Source organism: Renibacterium salmoninarum ATCC 33209, assembly GCF_000018885.1.
Classification (GTDB): Bacteria; Actinomycetota; Actinomycetes; order Actinomycetales; family Micrococcaceae; genus Renibacterium; species Renibacterium salmoninarum.
On the sequence record NC_010168.1, the window covers coordinates 2733532 to 2755726 of the forward strand.

19 protein-coding genes and 5 pseudogenes are annotated in these 22195 nt (G+C 56.8%); 12 read left to right on the top strand and 12 right to left on the bottom strand.

The annotated features are described in order from the left end of the window. The first annotated feature begins 127 nt into the window (after positions 1 to 127). Positions 128 to 1504 carry an OFA family MFS transporter gene (locus RSAL33209_RS13460; protein WP_041685820.1) on the top strand — a complete coding sequence of 459 codons (1377 nt, stop codon included), beginning with the start codon at positions 128 to 130 and terminating at the stop codon, positions 1502 to 1504. 122 nt (positions 1505 to 1626) lie between these two features. Here RSAL33209_RS13460 and RSAL33209_RS19380 read toward each other — a convergent pair whose 3' ends face one another. Genes RSAL33209_RS19380 through soxR form a run of 3 tightly spaced genes read right to left on the bottom strand, consistent with a single transcriptional unit; the run spans position 1627 to position 2973 of the window. Continuing rightward, positions 1627 to 1917, bottom strand: a complete 291-nt coding sequence (locus RSAL33209_RS19380) for an SDR family oxidoreductase (RefSeq protein WP_267895908.1) — start codon at positions 1915 to 1917, stop codon at positions 1627 to 1629. Continuing rightward, positions 1871 to 2488 (bottom strand): SDR family oxidoreductase, encoded by a 618-nt coding sequence (locus tag RSAL33209_RS13465; RefSeq protein ID WP_267895909.1) that lies wholly within the window; start codon positions 2486 to 2488, stop codon positions 1871 to 1873. Before RSAL33209_RS13465 ends, RSAL33209_RS19380 begins: the two co-directional genes overlap by 47 nt. A gap of 23 nt (positions 2489 to 2511) precedes the next feature. Continuing rightward, positions 2512 to 2973: a redox-sensitive transcriptional activator SoxR gene (soxR, locus tag RSAL33209_RS13470; RefSeq protein WP_012246428.1), complete on the bottom strand. Its 462-nt coding sequence runs from the start codon at positions 2971 to 2973 to the stop codon at positions 2512 to 2514. A gap of 245 nt (positions 2974 to 3218) precedes the next feature. On the opposite strand from soxR, the pseudogene RSAL33209_RS20115 reads away from it, so the two are divergent. The 3 genes and pseudogenes from RSAL33209_RS20115 to RSAL33209_RS13485 form a co-directional block, all read left to right on the top strand. Beyond that, positions 3219 to 3497: pseudogene (locus RSAL33209_RS20115) on the top strand (MFS transporter); the annotation flags it as partial. A gap of 52 nt (positions 3498 to 3549) precedes the next feature. Beyond that, positions 3550 to 4503 carry an MFS transporter gene (locus RSAL33209_RS18955; protein WP_012246429.1) on the top strand — a complete coding sequence of 318 codons (954 nt, stop codon included), beginning with the start codon at positions 3550 to 3552 and terminating at the stop codon, positions 4501 to 4503. Positions 4504 to 4853: 350 nt separating this feature from the next. Then, positions 4854 to 5927 (top strand): IS3 family transposase, encoded by a 1074-nt coding sequence (locus RSAL33209_RS13485; RefSeq protein ID WP_012243778.1) that lies wholly within the window; start codon positions 4854 to 4856, stop codon positions 5925 to 5927. 27 nt (positions 5928 to 5954) lie between these two features. On the opposite strand, the pseudogene RSAL33209_RS13490 reads toward RSAL33209_RS13485, so the two are convergent. Beyond that, positions 5955 to 6651, bottom strand: a pseudogene (locus tag RSAL33209_RS13490) (carbohydrate ABC transporter permease); the annotation flags it as partial. A gap of 18 nt (positions 6652 to 6669) precedes the next feature. Continuing rightward, on the bottom strand, positions 6670 to 8028 hold the full coding sequence (locus RSAL33209_RS13495; RefSeq protein ID WP_012246433.1) for an ABC transporter substrate-binding protein: 1359 nt from the start codon (positions 8026 to 8028) through the stop codon (positions 6670 to 6672). Positions 8029 to 8206: 178 nt separating this feature from the next. On the opposite strand from RSAL33209_RS13495, the gene RSAL33209_RS13500 reads away from it, so the two are divergent. The 7 genes from RSAL33209_RS13500 (at position 8207) to RSAL33209_RS13530 (ending at position 15124) form a co-directional block, all read left to right on the top strand. After that, positions 8207 to 9247: a LacI family DNA-binding transcriptional regulator gene (locus tag RSAL33209_RS13500; protein WP_012246434.1), complete on the top strand. Its 1041-nt coding sequence runs from the start codon at positions 8207 to 8209 to the stop codon at positions 9245 to 9247. 25 nt (positions 9248 to 9272) lie between these two features. After that, entirely contained in the window at positions 9273 to 10094 is an 822-nt protein-coding gene (nadE, locus tag RSAL33209_RS13505) for an ammonia-dependent NAD(+) synthetase (RefSeq protein ID WP_012246435.1), read from the top strand. After that, complete coding sequence (locus RSAL33209_RS13510) at positions 10085 to 10996, top strand: hypothetical protein (protein ID WP_012246436.1); 912 nt, start codon at positions 10085 to 10087, stop codon at positions 10994 to 10996. Before nadE ends, RSAL33209_RS13510 begins: the two co-directional genes overlap by 10 nt. Before the next feature lie 129 nt (positions 10997 to 11125). Continuing rightward, positions 11126 to 11815, top strand: coding sequence for an ABC transporter ATP-binding protein (locus RSAL33209_RS13515; RefSeq protein ID WP_041684822.1), 690 nt, complete (start codon positions 11126 to 11128; stop codon positions 11813 to 11815). Further along, a complete protein-coding gene (locus RSAL33209_RS13520) occupies positions 11812 to 13443 on the top strand; it encodes a DUF6297 family protein (RefSeq protein WP_012246438.1) in 1632 nt (543 codons plus the stop codon). The genes RSAL33209_RS13515 and RSAL33209_RS13520 overlap by 4 nt, the downstream gene beginning before the upstream one ends. A gap of 45 nt (positions 13444 to 13488) precedes the next feature. Next, positions 13489 to 14292 carry an exodeoxyribonuclease III gene (locus tag RSAL33209_RS13525; protein ID WP_012246439.1) on the top strand — a complete coding sequence of 268 codons (804 nt, stop codon included), beginning with the start codon at positions 13489 to 13491 and terminating at the stop codon, positions 14290 to 14292. Position 14293: 1 nt separating this feature from the next. Continuing rightward, complete coding sequence (locus tag RSAL33209_RS13530; RefSeq protein ID WP_012246440.1) at positions 14294 to 15124, top strand: DUF8083 family protein; 831 nt, start codon at positions 14294 to 14296, stop codon at positions 15122 to 15124. Between the two features lie 3 nt (positions 15125 to 15127). Here the strand turns inward: RSAL33209_RS13530 and RSAL33209_RS13535 are convergent, their stop codons facing one another. The 7 genes and pseudogenes from RSAL33209_RS13535 to RSAL33209_RS13560 all read right to left on the bottom strand — a co-directional run bounded on the left by RSAL33209_RS13535 (position 15128) and on the right by RSAL33209_RS13560 (position 20258). Then, entirely contained in the window at positions 15128 to 15562 is a 435-nt protein-coding gene (locus RSAL33209_RS13535) for a DoxX family protein (protein WP_049759002.1), read from the bottom strand. Between the two features lie 101 nt (positions 15563 to 15663). Next, a pseudogene (locus RSAL33209_RS19795) lies at positions 15664 to 15966 on the bottom strand (substrate-binding domain-containing protein); the annotation flags it as partial. Positions 15967 to 15978: 12 nt separating this feature from the next. Next, positions 15979 to 16791, bottom strand: coding sequence for a LacI family DNA-binding transcriptional regulator (locus RSAL33209_RS13540; protein ID WP_325050061.1), 813 nt, complete (start codon positions 16789 to 16791; stop codon positions 15979 to 15981). Continuing rightward, complete coding sequence (locus RSAL33209_RS13545) at positions 16733 to 16987, bottom strand: hypothetical protein (RefSeq protein ID WP_012246444.1); 255 nt, start codon at positions 16985 to 16987, stop codon at positions 16733 to 16735. Before RSAL33209_RS13545 ends, RSAL33209_RS13540 begins: the two co-directional genes overlap by 59 nt. Continuing rightward, positions 16984 to 17853 (bottom strand): carbohydrate ABC transporter permease, encoded by an 870-nt coding sequence (locus RSAL33209_RS13550; protein ID WP_012246445.1) that lies wholly within the window; start codon positions 17851 to 17853, stop codon positions 16984 to 16986. The genes RSAL33209_RS13545 and RSAL33209_RS13550 overlap by 4 nt, the downstream gene beginning before the upstream one ends. After that, entirely contained in the window at positions 17850 to 18890 is a 1041-nt protein-coding gene (locus RSAL33209_RS13555; RefSeq protein ID WP_012246446.1) for a carbohydrate ABC transporter permease, read from the bottom strand. The genes RSAL33209_RS13550 and RSAL33209_RS13555 overlap by 4 nt, the downstream gene beginning before the upstream one ends. 80 nt (positions 18891 to 18970) lie before the next feature. Beyond that, positions 18971 to 20258 (bottom strand): annotated as a pseudogene (locus RSAL33209_RS13560) (ABC transporter substrate-binding protein). A 315-nt stretch (positions 20259 to 20573) separates the two neighbouring features. On the opposite strand from RSAL33209_RS13560, the pseudogene RSAL33209_RS13565 reads away from it, so the two are divergent. Beyond that, a pseudogene (locus RSAL33209_RS13565) lies at positions 20574 to 22177 on the top strand (glycoside hydrolase family 13 protein). Positions 22178 to 22195 lie beyond the last annotated feature (18 nt).

Here is a 22195-nt window from a genome sequence, read left to right on the forward strand (position 1 = left end):
ATGCAGTCAAAGTTCCTCACAATATGGCAAATATCCCGGAAAATATCGCTACCAAGGTGCACAATCTGAGATAACTGAAACTGTTCCGATTTGACTGCGGCGGCAAAGGAGCCGAATTGTGAAGACCATACCTTGGTTACAAAGATCTCGGACCATCGCACCCCCTGGATTTAATCGCTGGCTTATTCCGCCCGCCGCCCTTGCAGTTCACCTTTGTATTGGCCAGGCTTACGCCACCAGCGTGTACAAAACAGCGTTAGTTAAGCATGCTGCGGTCAGTCAGACTGAGATCGGCATTATCTTCTCGATCGCGATTGTGATGTTGGGCGTCTCTGCCGCAGTGTTTGGCACCTGGGTGGACCGAGGCGGGCCGCGGCAGGCGATGGCGACCTCGGCAGTGTGCTGGGCAGTGGGCTTTCTTGTCGGCGCGTTGGGCATCTTTACTGGCCAGCTCTGGTTGGTCTATCTGGGCTACGGCGTTATTGGCAGTATTGGGCTTGGCATCGGCTACATATCGCCGGTATCGACTCTGATCAAGTGGTTTCCGGACCGGCCCGGCTTGGCTACCGGAATGGCCATTATGGGTTTTGGCGGCGGTGCGCTCATCGCAAGTCCGCTATCGAGTTTCCTCTTGCAAGCTTACGATCCGAATTATTCGACGGCGGCAAGTTGGATTCCGAGCGGCGCCGCCGTCGGCTTGTTGTTCTTGACCCTGGCCGGAATCTACTTTGTCTACATGATGCTGGGCGCCTTCTTTATTCGAGTTCCCGCTGACGGCTGGGTTCCCGCCGGGTTCAAGCCAGAAAAACTCAAGCAACGACCGTTAGTTAGCAACGCCAATGTTTCTGCCAAGAACGCCATCAAGACCCCCCAGTTTTGGCTCCTTTGGGTTGTACTCTTTTGCAATGTCACGGCTGGCATTGGCATCTTGGAGCAAGCCTCACCGATGATCCAAGACTTCTTCCGGGGCAGCGCCGGCAATTCAACGGTTTCCGCGGCGGTCGCCGGTGGCTTTGTCGGCTTGCTGTCGTTGGGCAATATGCTCGGTCGATTTGTCTGGTCATCCACTTCGGATGTTGTTGGCCGCAAGGGAATCTACATGCTTTACCTGGGTTTGGGTGCGATTCTTTACGTCTTACTAGCCACAGTCGGATCTTCAGCAACCTTGGTCTTTGTTGTGCTGGCGCTTATTATCTTAAGCTTTTACGGTGGCGGGTTTGCCACGATACCCGCCTATTTACGCGACCTGTTTGGCACCTTTCAAGTGGGAGCAATCCATGGCCGACTATTGACGGCATGGTCTGCCGCCGGAGTGGCCGGCCCGCTCATTGTCAACGGGATCTTGGACGCCCAAGGAAAACCTGGAACTTTGCATGCCGCGAACTATCAGCCCGCCTTATTCACCATGGTGGTGCTGCTCGTTATCGGCTTCGCCGCCAACCTTCTTGTTCGACCCTTTGCCGCAAAATTCCATGAAACCCCCGTTACTCAGGAGTCAGTATGAAAACTTCATCACCGGCGCTTATTACCTTGGCGTGGCTGCTCGTTGGCGCACCACTTGTTTAAGGCATTGTGCAGAAGCTCATCAAAGTTGCGGCCCTTTTCCACTAGCCAGCACTTAGAGCGCTAGAGCCGAAAACCGCCTTCTGTGCTGAGTATCTGCCCCACCATCCAACGACCTTCGTCGCTGGCCAACCACGCAATTAATCGTGCCGGATCCTCTGGGACACCGACGCGGCCAAACGGCAAGGTCTTCAGATAAGCGTCGAAATCGCCCAGCGGGCGGTCCGATGTTTCCGGATCCATATAACCGGTATTTACCGGGCCAGGATTTACCGTGTTGAGGATAATTCCGCGACTAAGCAGCTCGCTAGCTACTGTGGCCGTCAGCCCGGCCAGCACAGATTTTGAGGCCACATAGGAGACTTCGCCCGGCCGCGGGCCGAGTGATCTGGCCAGAGGTCAGCCAGATCACTCGGCCCGCGGAAAACTCATCTTGTGGCACTCGAATCTGCTGCACACCCGGCTGGGTTCGCATTGCTTCCCGTGGCGCGAACTGCTCGGCAAAGTATCGAGTCAGCAAGAGCGGCGATCGGGCATTGACCGTCCAATGCGCGTCCAAGGTCTCCGCCGTCATGTCAAAAATCGAACCGTCTTGCCCGGTACGCGCGTGATTGCAGATCAGAATATCTAAGCGGCCTAACGCTTCGGCACCAACTTCGATCAGTTCAGCAGCCGACGTCGGCTGGCTCAAGTCTGCGCTCAGGTCACCGAAAAGCGCGCCTGCTATCTGCTCGGCCCGAATTCCAGCACACACTTGGGCAAGATCGTCGCCACCCCATTGCTGTTGCTCATCATGCGCCCGGTAATGCTGAATGAAGATCTTAGCTCCGTCGGCAGCAAACCTGCGTGCGATCGCATAGCCAATGCCACGCCGTCGAGAAACACCAGTGATCAGTACATTGCGTCCTTGCAACGGAAAGTTCATAACAATCACCCTAGCGTTGCGAGCTAGCTTTCTAGATCTAGCGGCGGGAGCTTCCGCGCGCCAGGGCCTTCCTGACTCAACGCATCTCCAGGGTTAATGACTCGACAACGACTCAGAGACAAACAACCGCAACCAATACAGCCAGTCAGCTCGCGCTCAAGTTGCTCGATTTCCAGCCGACGCGTTTCCAAATGCTTTCGCCAACGGGCCGAGATCCGCTGCCAATCGCGTTTTGCCGGCATCCGATCATCTGGCAGCGCTTCGAAGACTTCAGCGACCTCGGCAAGGGGAATACCCATCCGCTTAGCCACTTGAATCAATGAAATTCGCCGTAAGGTGTAGCGCCGGTAGCGCCGCTGATTACCGCTTGTTCGCTGTGAGGAGATCAGCCCTAGACTCTCGTAAAAGTGCAGCGCAGACACTGCAGCCCCGGTTCGCTCGGCCACCTCGCCTACGCTGAGCAGATCTGTTGGTGTTAGGCGCATTACGACCTCTTGACCTCAAGTTAGCTTGAGGTTCTAGATTAGCAGACATGACTGATTCTCTCGTTTCGAATGATCCCAATGGGCCAGGCCCAAGCGGTACCGCTCAAGCTCCTCGGTCTCCGAAGAAGCAGGCGAGCCCCGGCAGTTGGGCAGACTTGCTCGGACCACAACATTTAGCCGCGGCATTGGTACTTGCTGGCGGCGTAGCGCTCTACGCGATGAACGTCTACGTCACTGCCGCGTTGATGCCATCGGCAATTTTAGAGATCGGCGGCAACGAATACTATGCCTGGGTCGCCACTTCGTTCTTGGCAGCTTCCGTTATTGCATCGATGTTAGTCAATCGGCTGCTTAGCTCGTTCGGGCCGTCAAAGGCCTATGTGATTGCCTTTCTGATTTTTTCCGCAGGTTCTTTGATCAATGTGCTGAGCCCGAGCATGCAGATCTTCCTGCTGGGCCGGATCGTGCAAGGCTTCGGCGGTGGATTATTGGCTGGCCTTGGTTTCGCAGTGATCCGCTCGGCACTCCCCGCCCGCCTTTGGACTAGAGCAGCGGGTCTGGTCTCAGCCATGTGGGGTGTGGGGCGTCGGCAACCTCATTGGGCCAGCTTTGGGTGGCTTGTTCGCGCAGCTTGGTTGGTGGCGTGGTGCCTTCGGCTTACTCGTCGTCGTCGGCTTGGTCTTAGCTTTCCTCTCCAGAAGCGCTTTATCGCATCAAGCCGATGCGGGAACTCAACACCCGCCGCTACCGTGGCTGTCGCTTATCCTGCTCACGCTGGCAGCCGGTATGTTCAGCGTTACCTCGGTACTCCCCCGGGGTTTGTGGACCATCGGTGGGTTACTCGCTGGTGTTGCGCTGATGGTCGTCTTTGTGTTGCGAGATCGCACAGCAAGCAGCACCGTGTTGCCAAAATTTACCTATCTCAAAGGCAATAAGCTCAAATGGATTTACCTCACATTGGCTGCTTTGAGCGCGGGCGCAATGACCGAAGCTTTCATTCCACTCTTTGGCCAGGAATTAGGCGGCCTCATGCCGTTGCTAGCCGGGTTCCTGGGCGCCGCACTATCGGTAGGTTGGACTATTTCGCAACTGTTCAGCGTCAATTTGGACTCCGCAAAGGCAAAGCGAGCCGTCCGACTACTGGGTCCGCTGCTGTTAGCTCTCGGTTTGCTGGCCTACGGCCTGCTAAAACAGCAATCAGCGGATGGCTGGCTTGTGCTGCTTTGGGCGGCAATATTGTTTGTTTCCGGTGCCGGTATTGGTATGTCATTCCCGCACTTCAGCGTCGCCGCAATGAGCAGCACTGACGATGAAGAGGAAGGCCGCAAAGCCGCAGCGGGCATCAGCACTACTCAATTGATTGCCAATGCAGTTGCTTCAGCCTTTGCCAGAATCTTGGTCAACCTGGGTGCGCCGTCTGTAGTCGATTCAGCTCGCTATATGGCATTTGGCATCGCGGCCGTTGCGCTCCTTGGTGCCATCGCCTCCTTCGTTTCCCTCCGTCACTCGAAGCCCAACTCGAGCGTCTAAAGCGGCTTCAAGGAGAAATTAGGCCAAAGCAGAGTCAATTTTCAGTGAGAACTGTTTTCATCTTCTCGTTAGGCACACTGAATCCACTCATGACGAAAGATGGGTCTCTGAACCGTTACCGGTTTTATGCCGCTTCCTTTTGAGTTTGGAAGGAAGTATTGATGGTTATGAATCGGAAGTTTTCGCGGGAGGTTCGGGACAGGTCGGTGCGGCTGGTTTTGGATCATCTCCAGGAGTATCCATCGTTGATGGCTGCTTGTGCTGCTGTGGGCGGCAAAGTCGGGGTTGGGAAGGAATCCCTACGTCGTTGGGTGAGGCAGGCCTAAATTGATGCCGGGACCAGGGTAGGGATGTCCACGACGGAATCGGAGCAGGTACGTGCGCTCAAACGTGAGAATCGTGAGCTGCGTGAGTCGTTAGAGATTGTGAAGGCTGCGTCGGTTTTCTTCGCGGGGGAACTCGACCCCCGCGAAGCATTGATCAGGGGATTCATCGATGAACAACGCTTCCTTGGCTGGGCAGTCGAGGTGATCTGCAAGGTCCTGCGTGGCCAGGGCTTAACGGTCACTGCCCGGACCTACCGTAGTTGGAAGGTCTCCACCGCTTCGGTCCGGGACATGGCAGAGGCTTCGGTTATGGATGCGTTGCTAGGAACGGTAGGGACACCGGAGGGAATGTACGGGAGGAGGAAAATGACGGCTTGGCTGCGTCGGAAAGGATTCGAGGTCTCTTACCGGCAGGTGAACCGGCTCATGAGCTTGTTGAGTTTGAAAGGCCGGGTACGGGGCAAAGGTGTGCGCACCACGGTGCCGGACCGAAACCATGACCGTGCCCCGGATTTATTGGATCGGTGCTTCACCGCAGCTGGCCCAAATCAGCGCTGGGTTGCGGACTTCACCTATGTGCGCACCTGGGCAGGTTTCGTCTATGTCGCGTTCATCATTGATTGTTTCTCCAAGTACATCGTGGGCTGGAACATCTCCACGATCAAGGACACCGCCCTGGTGAGCACAGCACTCAGGATGGGCTTATGGCAGCGGACACGCACCAGGCATCCGGTCGCAGAAGGGCTGATCCATCATTCCGCCGCCGGGTCCCAGTACACTTCCTTGCATTTCGGGGAAACCCTGACTCTGGAGGGCATCGCAGCATCAATCGGCTCTGTCGGGGACGCCTACGATAACGCCTTGGCCGAGTCCACCATCGGCCTGTTCAAGACTGAAGCCGTCCGAGAAGATTCTCCCTTCCGCAACGGGCCGTTGAAAACCATCGATGAGGTTGAATGGGCCAGCTTGGCCTGGATCGATTGGTACAACAACGACCGCCTACACACCAGCATCGGAGACATCCCACCGACAGAACACGAAGTAGTGTATTACGCTAAAGAAACCATCCCGGCCCAACCGGTGCAGGGACTCGCATAAAAGCGGCAAGAAACCGGTAACGGTTCACAGTACAAAGGGCAGTGTGAAGTTATTGATGTGGTGCAACAGCCCCACCAGAATCGCTAGCGAAAGCGGCCCCTTGAGATAAGGGAAAATAACGTAACGCAGTTTTCGCCACCACAGTGCACCATCGAGTGCCGCAGCCTCATGCACTTCGTGATCCACCGACTGCAGGCCGGTCAGCGCCAACATGTAAATGAACGGCCAGGAAGCCCACACCTGAACAATCACCAAGGTCCAATAACTATTGGGCCCGTTGAGCCAAAGACCGGCATTGATGCCAACGCCACTCAGGGCATGGTCGATCACACCGCCAGGCTGGAACATGGTCCGCCATACTGTTGCCACCACGAAGGCCGGCAACACATCAAGGAATCAAAAAGATCGAACGAACCAAGCCGCGGCCGCGAAACTTATTCTGCGTAGCTAACGCAGCGGCAATTCCCAAAGGCAGCGTAATAATCATCACCAGTACCGAGTAAGAAACACTCAGCCAAACCGAGTGCAATAACGGCGTGGCGGTAAGCGCCTCAACGATGTTTTGAATGCCAATAAATGGCGCACTTATCCATTTGCGAATCGTGTACTGATCTAGATCTAGCGTCGCCATATAGATGCTGAGCAAAAGCGGCAGCAGAATGATAAAGACCATGAGGACGCCACCCGGCGCTAGCATCCACAGCGGTCGATTCCGCTGACTAAGCGGTTCATTCGGCATTCCTTAGCCTTTTCCAGCACGATCGAGAGATTTCTGCGCCTTCGACTGCGCGTCCTGTAGACGCTGCTTGAGTACCGATTCGCTCACGCCGCCGCCGGAAAGTTCCGGAATTGATTGCACGACGACGTTGGTCAGCGCCAATTGGATGTTTCCCCAGGCTCCGGTGAACGGCGTCGCATGCGATTTAGTCGCGGCATCAGTAATCAGGCCAAACAAGGGGTTGTCGATGGCCTTCAGACCATCAGCATTTGCCGGCAAGTCACCGAAAATCTTGTTGTAATTCAGCTGCTCGTCCTTGGACGTAATGAGCTTGATGTAGGCAAAAGCCAAATCTTTGTTCTTCGAGTAATCTGCAACCACCAAGTTGTCGCCGGAGAGAATGCTGGCCGCTTCGACGCCGTTACTTGGCCGTTCGGTCTGCCCCGGCGCTACCGTCGGCATCAGCGCGAACGCGTACTTATCCTTGATCGGTGAGGCATCGAGGGTTCTGGCCGCGGTCGCCGTCGTCATGGGGAAGAGCCCGGTCTTGCCTTGCGCGAAGGCAGCGAGCGCTTGGCTGTTATTCCAGCCGATTGAAGCCGGGTCAACCACTTTGTCTTGGTTTAGCCAACCAAAGTAGCTCTCATAAGCCTTCTGCACGGCCGAGTCGTCAAGCTTTGCCTGGTTACCGTCCACCAACGGATGTCCGGCTTCAGCAGCCATGGCCCAAATGAATTTCCAGGGATCAAACCCGTCCTTATAGCCCACCGCCATGCCGAAATTTCCATTACCAGTGAGTTTTTTGGCTTGTTCGGCCAAGCCATCCCAAGTGCTTGCGGGCTTATCCAGCCCAGCTGCTTTGTACAGTTCGGTGTTGTACGCCATCACAAACGGCCGACTAACGAAAGGCACACCAACTTGGTTCTTTTCGTCCGGGCCAGAAATGCCAAGAGTTGCCGGGTTGAACCGGTCCTTGCCGCCCACTTTTGCCCATTCGGCGTCGCCAAGCTTCACAAAGGCACCGGTGGCGTATGCGGTCGGTGTAAACGTAGTGCCCAAGCTGTAAACATCGGGGCCCTGACCTGAGACCACGGAGGTCTGAATCTTGGTCAGTTCATCATTGGCACTGGCGAAGGTCTCAAACTTTAGTTCCGCCCCAGTCTGCTGTTTGAACTTGGCCGCGATATCCGTCATCCAGTTCTTTTGCTCTTCGGGATAGCCGGTGTTTACGTTGACCAGAACATCGAGAGTCTGGCCCTTGCCGTCAACAGCTGCGTTGCTGTCCGTTGTGCTACCTGATCCACCACAAGCGCTCAGCAACAGTGCTGAGGCCGCCACGGCAGCGATCAAGGTGAAGCTTTTCTTGTGTAGGACTTTCTTCACATTCGCTCCTCGGTTGAGGGGGATTTCCCCCGGAAACCGGCCGAATTCGGTGCGAGGGATGACTCCGGCCGTTGCCCGAGTCTAGAAATGCCCGACAATTCATGGCAAGCGTTTGCCATAAATTGCCATTTGCCTTTCGGGGTGTTTCGATTGGCTCACCGATAGAAGGTGGCAAAGCATGGCACACCCCGAACGACCCGGATCAGAACCGGTCACCATCAAGGACATCGCGGTAGCCGCTGGCGTGGCCACATCGACTGTTTCTCGGGCTCTGAGTCGGCCGGATCGAGTCAACCCGCGCACTCGAGAAATGATTGAAACTCTTGCCGCCGAGATGAACTATGTGCCAAGCACCCAGGCGCGAGCACTAAGTTCGGGCCGCACTGGCGCTGTTGAACTCCTCGTGCCAGATGTGACGAACCCGTTTTACTTTGACATCATTCGGGGCACCCAACATCAGCTCAAGGCAGCTGGTTACACTCAACTGCTCGTAGACACTGAAGAGTCTGCTGAGGTGGAGTCCGAGGCCTTAGCTAAGCTCCGGCGGACCTGCGACGGCGTCGTCCTCGTTGCCTCTCGGTTGAGCGATGCGGCAATCATCGAGGCCGCCCAGCTATCGCCGATCGTGACGATCTACCGCGGCATTCATGGTGTACCGACGGTCATCATTGATACGCCTGATTCAGTGGGTCAAGCATTGGAACATCTCGCGTCTTTAGGGCATCAACACATTGCCTACGCCGCCGGGCCGATCGGTTCTTGGTCTAATGCGCGTCGGTTACGTGCTGTTGAAGAGCACGCCGCCCGACTCAATCTTCGCATCAGCCGCTTGGGGCCCTTTGCGCCCAAAACGACGTCGGGCGCTGCGGCGGCAGATGCGGCTTTGCACTCGGGCGCGAGCGCAGGCATCGCTTTCAACGATCTGATCGGCATTGGCATGCTGCAACGGTTCGCTGCTCGAGGCGTCCGGATTCCTCAGGACTTCAGCCTGGTCGGTTGCGATGACATCTTCGGTGCCGACTTCTGCAATCCGCCGCTAACCACCATCACTGCACCGGTCGAACAAGCCGGCCGCGTTGCGATCACGATGCTGCTCAGCCGAACTGCGCCCAGCACGGGCGCTGGCGGCATTCGTGAGCTTGCCGTGCTGCCAACGCATCTGACCGTCCGGCAATCCACCGGGCCAATTCGTGAATCTGCTACCGAGAAACTTGGTTGAAACCTTCAGGTAGTACGCTGGCATTATGCGCGAACTCCAGGCGAAAATCATTGCTGAACTCGGTGTGAAACCTACTATTGATCCGGCCGCTGAGGTGACCAAACGGGTCGATTTCTTGGTCGATTACGCCAAAGCTACTCGGACCAAAGGGTTCGTACTGGGAATCTCTGGTGGCTTGGACTCCTCGCTCGCTGGCAAATTAGGCCAGCTGGCCGCGGAAAAGCTGCGGGCAGAGGGCCTCGATGCTAGCTTTACTGCCGTTCGGCTGCCGTACAACGTGCAACACGATGAAGCGGATGCGCAGGCGGCTTTGGCCTTCATCCAGCCGGACCGCTCCTGGACGTGCAACGTGGCACCAGGTGTAGACGGTTTGGAAAAAGAATACAAAGCCACTACCGGTGAGCAGCTCAGCGACTTTAACCGTGGGAATATCAAGGCGCGGGCGCGCATGGTTGCCCAGTACGCCTTGGCTGGCGAGCACGGATTGCTGGTGATTGGCACCGACCACGGCGCGGAATCGGTCACTGGATTCTTTACCAAATTTGGTGACGGCGGTGCAGATATCTTGCCGCTTTTCACCTTGAACAAGCGGCAAAACCGACAGCTATTGACCTATTTGGGTGCAGCTGAGCGGATCTATCAAAAAGTTCCCACCGCAGACTTGCTAGATGGCGTACCGGGCCGAGCCGACGAGGATGAACTGGGCCTGAGCTACGACGACATTGACGACTACTTAGAGGGCCGCGAAGTCTCAGATGCGGTAGCTGAAGCCATCGAAAAACGGTTTCTGGCCACTCGGCACAAGCGCACGGTGCCGGTAACTCTTCTTGACGACTGGTGGAAGTAGCTCCTGCTTCCGGGAAGAAACATGCTGCGGTGCCGCAACGGCTCAGCGCTGTCAGCATCGAGTCCCGGGCCTTTGCGCTAGCCGTGCTGGTTATGGGGGTACTTACCCTGGTCGCCTTCTTATTTTTCCTTTTACTCGGCGAGCACCCGCCACTTTCTGGGGACAGGTCGGTTGGACAATTTGCCTCCCTGGGTGCCGCCGTCGTCGGCCTGGCAGTTTTTGCCTTGAGCTACTTACGATCGTTGCAGCGACCGGAGTCCGCCTGGTTGCGTAAAACAGCACTTGCACGGCGGATTCTAGATGTCTCAGCGCTGTCATTCACCTACGCGCTGATCGCTTTTATGCTCTGCCAAGCCATATTTTCGCTTTTTCAGCGCGCATTTTCTGGCCTGACATTGGAGCCGCTTGCGGGCAGCCTTTTCGTGGGCATTAGCTGCGCAGCAACCGCCTACACCGTCTCACTTTCTGGTGCCCGGATCACCACGTATTCGCTCTCCAACTTACTGGCCGCGTTCTTGCTCACCGGGGCCCTGACCGCGATGATCACGGCGGATAATCCCAGTTGGTGGCAGATCAATTTCAGCGCACTCGGTGCCGTAAACAAAGGGTTTGCTGCCTACACCTTCAACGCCACGCTCATCTTTTCCGGTCTGGTAATTATCACCCTCGCCTCCTATATGACGCGAGATTTACGGCGTTGGGCTAAATTTCGGCATGCCAAGCTTGTGAATGCTAAAGCGGTGCAATGGATGCTCATTCTGCTCGGTGGATTCCTGGCCGGCGTGGGACTTGTTCCGGTGGATGCGTTCAAAATTCTGCACAATTTCTTTGCCACCGGCATGATCTTTGTCTTCGTGGCACTGGTGGAAGACTCCGCGAACACGCCACAACAAATAGCCTGAATCCGCAGCTAGGTCCCAGCACTTTAGTCACTTCAGTCACAACTGCATCGCTATCTGTTGTGGAGTGTTCCGGGTGCTGTTGTGGAGTGTTCTACGCGCGGCAACAAACCGTCCGATAAGCTCAGCCCTATGTCCCGCTCCCCCGTTTCGCTCAGAGTCAGCGATCTCAAAGTTGGTTACGGCAAGAAACAAGTCTGCGGAGAGGTCTCCTTTGGGCTTGGATCCGGTGCGTTGGCCTTCGTTGGCCCCAACGGTGCCGGAAAATCCACCGTAATGCGCACCGTCGTGGGCCAATTGCCAGCACTGGCCGGCACCGTGCTTCTCAACAAAGCAGTAGTTGATGATCGGACGCCTGAGTTCCGCCGGATGGCAGCCTTGGTTTTCGACGACGACGCCTTCTTCCCCGAGCTAACCGTCGGTGAACACCTGACCATGGTGGCGGCAGGCCACGGGGTCAACGATCCGGTGGGCGCCGTCGACGCCGAGTTGGAATTTTTCCAACTCACCGAGCACGACGACTCCCTAGTTTCAAGCTTGTCCTCTGGCCAACGCCGAAGGCTGCTGCTAGCTGCCGCATTTGTCCGACCGCGCAGCCTGCTGGTTTTGGATGAACCAGAGCAACGCTTGGACACGCACATGCGCCGGGCGCTGGCATCCCGGGTGGCTGCCTGCGCCAAAGCTGGCGAGACGGTGCTACTGGTGACGCACGACCCGGAATTCCTCACCACCGCGTCTAAAAAGGCGCTCTACATTGCGGACAAAGTTGAGAGCCTCAGCGCCCAAGACGCTGCTGAACGAATCCAGGCGATGCCAGCATGACCGAGCAATCCGAGGTACCAGCACAGGCGCCCGAAAACCAACACGACGCCGAGCAAAACGAAGAGCTCACCGCCTCCGAGCTGCGCGGATACATCCGCAAGGCCCCGCTGACCCGGCAAACCGTCGGTTTTTACACCATCTTCAGCGAGGTTTACGTCACCGTGTTCGGCATTGCCGTGCTGTTGGCAATCTCGTTTTCGCTCGTGTCAAAAATTCGTGACACCTACCTAGAAGACTCCGCGAAAAGCGGCCCGAATCTGTTGATCCAACCGCTCACCCCGATCGTATCGGTCAACATTGCCTGGGCTTTGCTGGCCTTGGTAACGCTAAGCGCCGCGGTGCTACTGATCGGCAGGCTGGGACCAGCGCATTTGGACCCGCCCCGCACGCAATGGTTGCTGCCTTTACCTGTTTCCAGAAGTTCACTTTTACGACCAATGGTGCTGCGCTGGGCCTATTTGAGCGCTGCGCTAGGCGCGGTCATTGGCATGTTTCTGGCCATTGTCGAGCCAAGTGAACTCACAGCAAGCAAGATCACCTTCACGGTGCTGAGCTGCATCGGATTGTTCCTTTGCGGCTTCGCGGTGGCTCAGGCCGCGCAGAATCTAGCGGGCTCCCGGTTGCTGAATCGGATTCTGACCGGCCTTTTGGTGCTCTTAGTTTTGCTCGGCTTGATCACTGCGTTGGGGCTGCCGATTACTGGGTCTTGGCTTCTGTGGCTGCCCACTAGCTGGCCAATAGTCGCCGCTACAGGGCAAGTTTGGCCCGTAGCGCTGTTGCCGGTGGGCATCGTCGCTTGCGTTGCCGTTTTGCCCGGACTGGGCCGGATTACCAGCACATCGCTGCGGGAACACTCTGCACGCTCATCATTGATTCAATCCAGTATTCAATCGATGGATGCGAGCGCGTTTTCTTCATCGTTTTTGGGTCAAAGTACCGGATCGCGCCGTAATTTAGCCAAGAATTTGCTTGCCAGCAGTCCATCCGCGGTGCTCATCAAAGCGGATGCCCTCCGTTATTTGAGGCATCCAGGTCGATTGCTTGGCCTGGCTGTGCTGGCGGTTATCCCGGCGATCCTGCATTCGTTCACTGGTGGTCAAGACGCGGGCGTTACTCTGGTGTCGCTTTTGGTTTGCGCGCTGATGGCAAGCGGCTCAATGGCCAGCCCGCTCAAACTCAATGCTGGCAACCCTATTCTGGACCGCCTGCTACCGATTCCGTCGGGCTCAGCAAGGCGTCTGCACTCGGCAGTTCCGGCAATATTGCTCTTTGCCTGGGCCGTTGTGGCATTCGGTTTGCTCTGGCTCACGGGCGTGGGTTCGCCAATTTTCTTCATCGCCGGCATCATCGCTGGGCCTGCGTTAGCTGGTGCGGCCATCCGCGGTGCTTATAAAAAACCCGTCGATTGGTCCCGGCCAGCAATCGCGACCCCGTTTGGTGCCCTTCCGCCAGGTGTGGCTGCTCAGTTCTTTGCTGGACCCGATGTGGCGGCAATTTCCATGGCACCGGTACTGATCAGCCTTATCGCTGGCGCTGCGCCGACTATTTTGATCCCGGTGCAGCTCGGATTGAGTCTGCTCATGTTCTTGATCTTGACTCGCAAACGCGATGAGAAGCCCGAGCAATAATCTCGCGTTAAGCATGCTGTCCCCGCCAACAGGTATGTTGGAAGAGTGAAGATTGCCACCTGGAATGTGAACTCGTTACGAGCCCGTGCAGACAGAGTCGAAGATTGGCTCCGCCGCACTGATATTGATGTGCTGGCTATCCAAGAAACCAAGTGCAAAGACGAGAATTTCCCTTGGGAACTGTTTGAAAACAACGGTTATGAGGTTGCGCATTTCGGCTTCAGCCAGTGGAACGGCGTGGCGATCGCCTCCAAGGTAGGCCTTGACGACGTCGAACGCACCTTCCCCGGACAGCCCGCCTTTGGTAAGCCAGGCGTTGAGCCAGAGCAAGAAGGCCGTGCAATCGCGGCAACCTGCGGCGGCGTGCGGGTTTGGAGCCTCTACGTACCAAATGGTCGAGCCCTCGACGATCCGCATATGCCGTACAAACTTGAGTGGCTACGTGTGCTCAATGAAGAGGCCAAAGGTTGGCTCGCCAAGGACCCAAACGCCCAGATCGCGCTTGTGGGCGACTGGAATATTGCACCTCAGGATGACGACGTGTGGGACGTCAAATACTTCATTGATGAGGGGTTGACCCACTTTAGTGCACCCGAGCGGGCGGCTTTCCAGGCCTTTGAGGCCGCCGGCTTTACCGACGTCGTCCGGCCGAGCCATCCCGGCCCCGGCGTGTACACCTATTGGGATTACAAGCAGCTGCGCTTCCCCAAAAAGGAAGGCATGCGCATTGACTTCATTATGGCGTCACCAGCTTTAGCAGCAAGAGTGGTGCATACCGAGATTGATCGTGAAGAGCGTAAAGGCAAAGGTGCTTCAGATCATGCGCCAGTTATTGCAGAGCTGAGCTGAAATGTCTGGCGAGTTGTACTTGGGGCATAGCAACTTACCGTTCCTCTCTGCGCTGCGCCTGTATTTACCGCTTACTGAGTTCACCGATGTTGAACAGACGCTCATTGAACGCAGCGCCCCGCCCAGTGAGGATCGAATGTATGCCGATCTTCGTGAGCTCAACGATTCGCTAGGCCGCGTTGTTCGTGCTGGCCCAAGCACCTTGCCCACGGCCGCCGCGGAACGCTTCCGCAGCCTGCAAATGGTCGAAGACGGCCCGGTTTTGTACAGTCTGAATCAGGTTCATTTCCGCTCAGCCAAAGCGGTCGAGGCCTTCCGAGACGGCCCAAATAACAGGCTGGCCGAATGGCTGTTCAGTGCAAAAGTCGTTGAGGAAATGCATGAATTGGCCGCCACAGAACGACGCGTACTCACCCGCACCTCCACTTGGGGCATCCCCTTTAGCTGGTTCGTCTTAATCTCAGAATCAGACCGAACAGAAGTTGTGGAATCGCGAAGCCGCGTAATCACGGTGCGGGTTCAAGTTCCCTTAGCCACCGCGAAACAGCGGCTCGTTTCCGGAATTGCGAATCTCGAAGTGGCTGCACCGGAACTTGATCTTTTGGACGAACTCCGCGAGCTGCACGACTGGCTTGCTACCGTGCCCGAGCTGGCCGTCGTCGAACTGGACTATGGTGCAATCGCGGACCGCATTTATCCGGATGAATCACCAATGGACGTCCGGCTTGGTCTGGAGTGTATTGCCGAGGGAGATCTCACCGGGGCGGCCGCGGCGTACCGACGGCTCGCCTCCCGGTGGATTCTCATCCGTCAATTGGCCAGGGCTTCCTAGCGCTTAGGCCAGCACTGCTTTGAGCCGCTTGCTGCGGCCAAACAGTAGGCCGTCCAGGGCGAATTTTCCTGGGCCGGTCAACGCGAGCGTGGCGCAAATTGCGGCCAAAGCGAGGACGTATTCGTAGCCGCCCTTGCCTGCGAAGAAGCCTTGCGGAGCGTGGACTGTTACCAGCGCGCCGATCATATCAATGACTAGTAATACTGCGATTGGCCGGCTCAGGAGGCCAATTACTAGCGCCGCACCTCCGATTAACTCAAGCCCGGCGATGAACGGTGCGGTCACTGAAGGTGCCGGAATACCCATCGCGGTAAAACCATCTGCGGTGGCCGGGATTCCATCGCTAAATTTTTGCCAGCCATGCATGATGAAAATGATGCCGGTGACTACGCGTAGTACCAACAGGCCTAAAGGGGCTGAATTCTTATTGCTTGCCATGGGGCGTGCTCCTTCGTTGTGGGGGTGAGTCGTCTCATGGAACTCGTAGAACACCCCTTGCGACGGAACGCAGCCTGGTTAGGTTCACCCGCATGGCGCGTTCACAGCTTATTCCCGGTTTCAGCCCGTTCGTCACCCTGCCCAACGGTTCGCGATAGCAACAACTCGAACGGCGCGGCCACACTGTGCACCGCACCCTCGACGCCGTCGAGTTGGCGAAGTAACATCCCAGCGGCCACTCGGCCCTGCGCCACCGGATCTTGCCGTACCCTGGTTAGTCCGGCTGGAGCCGCGAATTCATGGTCATCAATGCCAATCACGGACAGATCCTGAGGAACCTGAATTCCACGCCGCTGCGCTTCCATCAGTACGCCCAGAGCCATCTCGTCGGATGCGCAGAAGACCGCCGTCGGGCGTCACTGCGGATCGCCAAATTCGGGCCGGTCAAACAATCGCGCTGCAGCGTGAACTCCGCCAGCTACCGTGCAGTCGCCATTGAGCTCCCACTCGGGCCGCAAGGCGAGCCCAGCAGCAACAATGGCGTCCTCAAAGGCCCGGTCTCGAAGCTTAGGCACCGCGAAGTTCAGCTCATCTTCCTCTTCGCCCAAGACTTGCGCGATTCGGGTATGTCCCAGCTCAATGAGATGCCGGGTAGCAAGTTGCGCAGCCGCGTAATCGTCAATACAAACTTGGTCGAACCCTTTGACCGGCCCGCCCAACGCGATCAACGGAATCTCCGTGCGATGCAGATGTTCCAATTCCGATGGCCGCAAAGCAAGGCAAAGCACCACCAGAGCGTCGATTTGCTTCCGCAGCATGGTGTGCTCAAACAACCGTTCTCGGCTAACTCCATAACCACCCAGGCTGATCAACATCAAGTTGTACTTCTGCGTATGCAGCTCGCTGTCCACGCCTTCGATCGCGCGCGCAAAAAACCATCGGCTCACATACGGCGCCAGCACGCCGATGGTGCGAGTACGTCCAGTAGCAAGACCGCTCGCTGCCGAAGATGCCACGTAGCCCATGTCTGAGGCCAGCGCCAGAACCCGCTCTCGCGTCTTCGGGCTGACTCGCGGCAATCCGCGGATCGCGCGCGAAACCGTAGCCGTTGAGACATTGGCGGCAGCCGCGACGTCTTCAATGCTGGTAGCGATGGTTCGGCTCCTGACCTTAGTTTCGGCTTTTACGCTGTAGCCTGGCCCGGAAGCGCAAAAGTAACACCATGACAATCACGACGGCGGCCAGCAACAGTGCCCAGCCCAAGGCCGGACCACCAGTAAGTTCCAACCAGACCACAGTAATCAACAAGACGATTCCCCAAAAACCGAGGAATCCGATGCCCATATCAAGATGCTCAGCAGCACGTCCTTTGGGCGCGCCCTGTGGCGGTGGCTTTGGCCCAGCGTTTTCCGTGGACCAACTCATTTCACACCACCGGCGGTCAATCCAGCCACGATCTTACGCTGGAAGACCAACACCATAATCACCAAGGGCACCGTCACAATGGTTCCGGCCGCCATCACGGCGGTGTACGGCTCTTGATGCGGCTGCGCCCCAGCAAAGGAGGCAATTGCCACGGTCACGGTTTTGGTCGCGTCGTTGCTGAGCTGGCTCGCGATAAGGAACTCGTTCCAAGAGGCAATAAAAGCCAAGATCGCAGTGGTAAATACGGCCGGGGCCGCGAGCGGCATAATGACTTTTCGGAAGGCTTGCCCCTGCGTGCAGCCGTCCATTCGGGCAGCTTCTTCTAGCTCCCACGGCATCTCCCGGAAGAACGACACCAGGGTGTACACCGTCAGCGGCAGCACAAAGGAGATGTTCGGAATGATCAGCGCTTGGTACTGGCCAATCCAGCCCCAATCGGTAAACAGCTGAAACAGCGGCGTAATCAGCGCGACACCGGGGAACATCGAAGCGCCCAAGATCAGGCCCAAAACAATGAACTTGAACCGAAAGTTCAGCCGGGCCAACGCATAAGCGGCAAATACGCCAACCAGCAAGGCGATCACCGTCACCACAACGCCAATCAGCACGCTGTTGAACAACGCCAAGCCAAAGTGATTGCCACGGTCCTCAGAGAACGCAGTGATGAAGTTATCCCACGTCGGCGCTGTTGGCACTGGCGTGGTTTCAAAAGTAGCGTCGGACGGTCGGAACGCCGTCACCACCATCCAATAAAACGGGGCCAAGCACCAGAGCACAATAATGATCGCTTGGATATAGGTACGCCCCTGCGCCCAACGGCTTCGGTTGGTGGATTTAGCATTCACGGGAACTGTTGCGGTGCTCATGCTGCGCCCACCTTAACTTTTTTGGCTTCCTTATCAAGGCCTGAAGACTGCACCGCGTTCGCGCCGAGGAAGCGAATGAAGATGAAGGCAACTAAGAACACCACAATGAACGTGATCGTCGACAAGGCTGAGGCCAAATTTTGACCTTGACGTATTTGTTCAACCACCAACGTGGAGAGCGTGTCCGTGTTGTTCGCTCCGCCGGTAAGAATCGCCGGTAGGTCGTACATCCGCAAAGCATCCAAAGTACGGAACAGAATCGCAACCATCAAGGCGGGTTTCACCATGGGCAAGGTGATCATTCGGAAGCGTTGCCAAGCATTTGCGCCGTCGACCTTTGCGGCTTCGTAGACTTCAGCCGGGATCATTTGCAGGCCAGCGAGGATCAGCAAGGCCATAAACGGCGTCGTCTTCCAGGTATCGGCCATAATGATTGCCCATTTGGAGGGCCACTCGGAACCTGTCCAGAGAATCTGAGTGCCAAAGATCTTATTGATGACGCCGTCAAAGGCGAACATGAAGAAGAACAGTTTGGCGGTTACCGCGGTCGGAATTGCCCATGGCACCAGAACTGCGGCGCGAACCAGGTCGCGGCCTTTGAAGGTCCTCGCCATGATGAGCGCCATCCAGAAACCAACCACGGTTTCTAGCGCCACCGTGATCACGGTGAAGAAAAACGTGTTCCCCATGGCGGACCAAGATTGTGCGCCTAGCTGGCCGGGCGCAAAATCTTGGAATCCGCCACCGGGCGCCGGGCATTGTTGCAGCACCCAAGAGACATAGTTTTGGAATCCGGCAAAGCCGCCGGCCTGAAAGAAGCCATTGGCATCCAGACCAGGATTTTGTTCAAAGGACATCACTACGGCGGACACCACCGGATATCCAATCACCACGGCTAGCAGAATCAGCGTTGGCGCAAGCAGCCAGCTGGCCCAGCCAGTTTGCATTTTTTGTTTACGGTCGCCGTTTGGCGCGCCTCGGCCCTTGGGGCCTTGCGAACTCGCTTCGGCATCGACGTCGTCGGCTATGACGGACATGCCTCCTCCTTCATCTGCCGCGCCATCGCGGCGAAAGTCCTTGGCCAGCCCCTAGCGGAGACGGCCCAGCAGCCTTTCAGCTATTTAATGCCCGCCGACTGCATTGCGGTCTTGATGTCAGAAATCGCCGGATCCACTGATTTGTCACCCTTGAGCGCAGAGAATGCGTTGCTCTGGATCGCCTTAGTGACTGCCGGGTAGAACGGCGTCACTGGACGCGGAACAGCGTTTTCGATCGAGGTCTTCAACGCCGGCAAGTAAGGCAGTTTTGCGGTCAATTCCGGATCGTCGTAAAGCTTGCTCAGTACGGGAGCTGCAGATGCCTGCGTGACGTAAAGCTTCTGCATCTCTTCCCCGGTGACAAACTTGACGAAGTCCAGGGCGGTTGCTTTGTTCTTCGAATACACGCTCACACCCAAACTGTGCCCGCCAAGGGTAGATGCACCCGGACCGCTTGCGCCGGGCAGCGGGGCAACGCCAAAGTTGTCTTTGACCGTGCTGGTGCTGTCGGTAGTTGCCAGGTTGTAGACATAGGGCCAGTTGCGCAAGAAGAGCAGCTTGCCGTCTTCGAAGGACTGCCGTCCTTGTTCCTCTTGGTAGGTGATGGCCTGTTTCGGGATATTGCCATTCTTATAGGCGGTGGCCAAGTTCTCTAGGCCCGCTTTTGCCTTATCCGAGTCGATGGCTACTTTGCCGTCGTCGCCAATGATTTGGCCACCGGTAGAGTTGATCGCCTCCGCAGCGTTAACCGTCATAACCTTCGTACTGCGCGAATTGGCCGGCAAAGCAGTCAATGCCATTGGTCTTGGCAATTGAGCACATACTCATCATCTCGTCCCACGTTTTGGGCGGCGTGGGCACTAGATCTTTGCGGTAGTAAAGCAACGCACCGTCCGAGATCTGCGGTGCCGCGTAAAGCGTGTCCTTATAGGTTGCGCTCTTCACGGTTGCTGGCAGCATTGCGGAAGTATCCAGTGCCATCTTATCTTTGAACGGCTGCAGCCAACCCTGTGCAGCAAATTCTGCGGTCCAAACTACGTCAACGCTCATCACGTCGTAATTCACGTTCTTCGTTTGAAGGTTTTTGACCATATCGTCGTGCTGTTGGTCGGCGTTGTCAGTAAGTTCTTTGAGGGTCACGATCTGGTCTGGATGCAGTGCATTCCATTTCGCCACGATCGGTGCCGCGATGTTCGAGTTGTCTTTGCCTTGAACGTAGGTGATGGGGCCCCGACCGTCTAACCCGTTCTGCGCGTCGCCGCCTCCGCCAGCGGTTCCACCGCCCCCGCTGCCGCCCCCACAAGCCGCCAGACTAACTGCTATGACGCCCACCGCGAGTGCGGGGGCAAGTGCTTTCGCAACCTTCATGCTGATACTCCTCATTGAGTCGTCCGAACCAGCAGCTCCTTGAACCTGTCCAAAACCTGGCCGGAATCTGTGAGATGCGTAGTTGAGTGATGCGGATCATCCTAGTAAGCTGCTGCGAGAAAGTGCAAGCGTTTACGCAAATCTTCTAAAATTCTACTGAAAGGCTTTTTTGTGAGCCAGGCCACATCCAGTACGAAATATGCAACCAATAGTCGCGAATTCGAAGACGACGGCGCCTCCGAGCACGCTTGGTGGCAGGATGCGGTCATATATCAGATCTATCCGCGCTCCTTTGCTGACGGTAACGGCGACGGCATGGGCGACCTCGCAGGTGTCACTTCCCGCTTGGACTACCTCAAGACTCTTGGTATTGATGCCATTTGGCTCTCACCTTTTTACCGCTGACCACAAGCCGACGCCGGCTATGACGTCGCAGATTATCGCCAAGTAGATCCGCTGTTCGGTTCGCTAGATGACTTCGATCTAATGCTCGCCGAGAGTCACGCACGCGATCTGCGAGTTATTGTCGATCTTGTACCTAACCACACCTCAGATGAGCACGAATGGTTTGTTGAAGCGCTCACCGCCGAGCCTGGATCTGCTGCGCGCGAGCGTTACATTTTCCGTGACGGCAAAGGTGAAAATGGCGAGTTGCCACCCAACAACTGGCAGTCGATCTTTGGCGGCATAGCGTGGACTCGGGTACTGGACGCGGCGGGCCAACCCGGCCAGTGGTATCTGCACCTTTTTGATAGCAAACAGCCCGATCTGAACTGGGACAACCCTGAAGTACACGCCGAGATGGCGTCAGTATTGCGTTTCTGGCTAGATCGCGGCGTAGACGGCTTCCGGGTTGATGTAGCCCATGGCATGGTCAAGGCAGCCGGCCTCCCCGATTGGGACGGCGCGGCGGCAATGGTGGAAGGCGATTCCGGCGATAGCGCGATGAATCCGCCGTCGCCGTTTTTGACCAAGAAGGCGTCCACGAGATCTACCGGGCCTGGAATAAGGAGCTCAAAGAATACGACGGCGATCGGATGTTGGTTGCCGAGGCGTGGGTTGAGCCGGCGGCGCGATTAGTCCGCTACATTCGCGAAGATGAAATGCAGCAGGCGTTTAATTTCGAGTTCCTGCTTGCCGGCTGGGACGCTCAACGATTCGCAGATGCGATCAGCAATTCACTAGCTGCTGTCGCAGTGGTTGGTGCACCAAGCACTTGGGTACTTTCCAACCACGACACGGTTCGGCAGAGCACCCGGTTCGGCCTGAGCGACCCGACTACCCTTCCGAAGGGTATTTCAGCCTCAGACGAGCAGCCGAATGAGCAGCTTGGGCTTGCCCGAGCCAGGGCCGCAACAGCAATAAAAACGGCTTTGCCGGGCTCGGCTTATGTTTATCAAGGCGATGAACTCGGCCTGCCGGAGCACACCACGCTGGCCGCTGAGGTTCGACAAGATCCCGCTTTCACCCGGACTGGCGGCCAAGAAATCGGTCGCGACGGCTGTCGGGTACCTTTGCCCTGGCAAGCTGAGAAACCAGGCTATGGTTTCTCCGGCGGAGCCACCGCAGAACCGTGGCTGCCGCAACCGGAATCATTCGGCCGTTACGCGGCCAATCTTCAAGAAGGTGCGCCGGGATCGACCTTGGAGTTGTACCGTCAGCTGCTCAAGCTGCGCAGGAGCGAACAGCTTGGGCTCGGTAGCCTGCTCTGGGGTGAGCTGAACGACCCGCAGAACGGTGTACTGAGCTTCGAGAACGGAAGGGTGACCGTGCTCGCGAACTTTAGCCAAACCGCAGTCGAACTTCCAGCGGGGAAAACAGTCTTACTGCACAGTGCCCAGTTGCACAGTGCCGAGTTGCACAGTGCCGAGGCTACGCCGGGAATCTTGGCGCCAAACAGTACAGTCTGGCTGCACTAACTCACCACCCGAACTAAC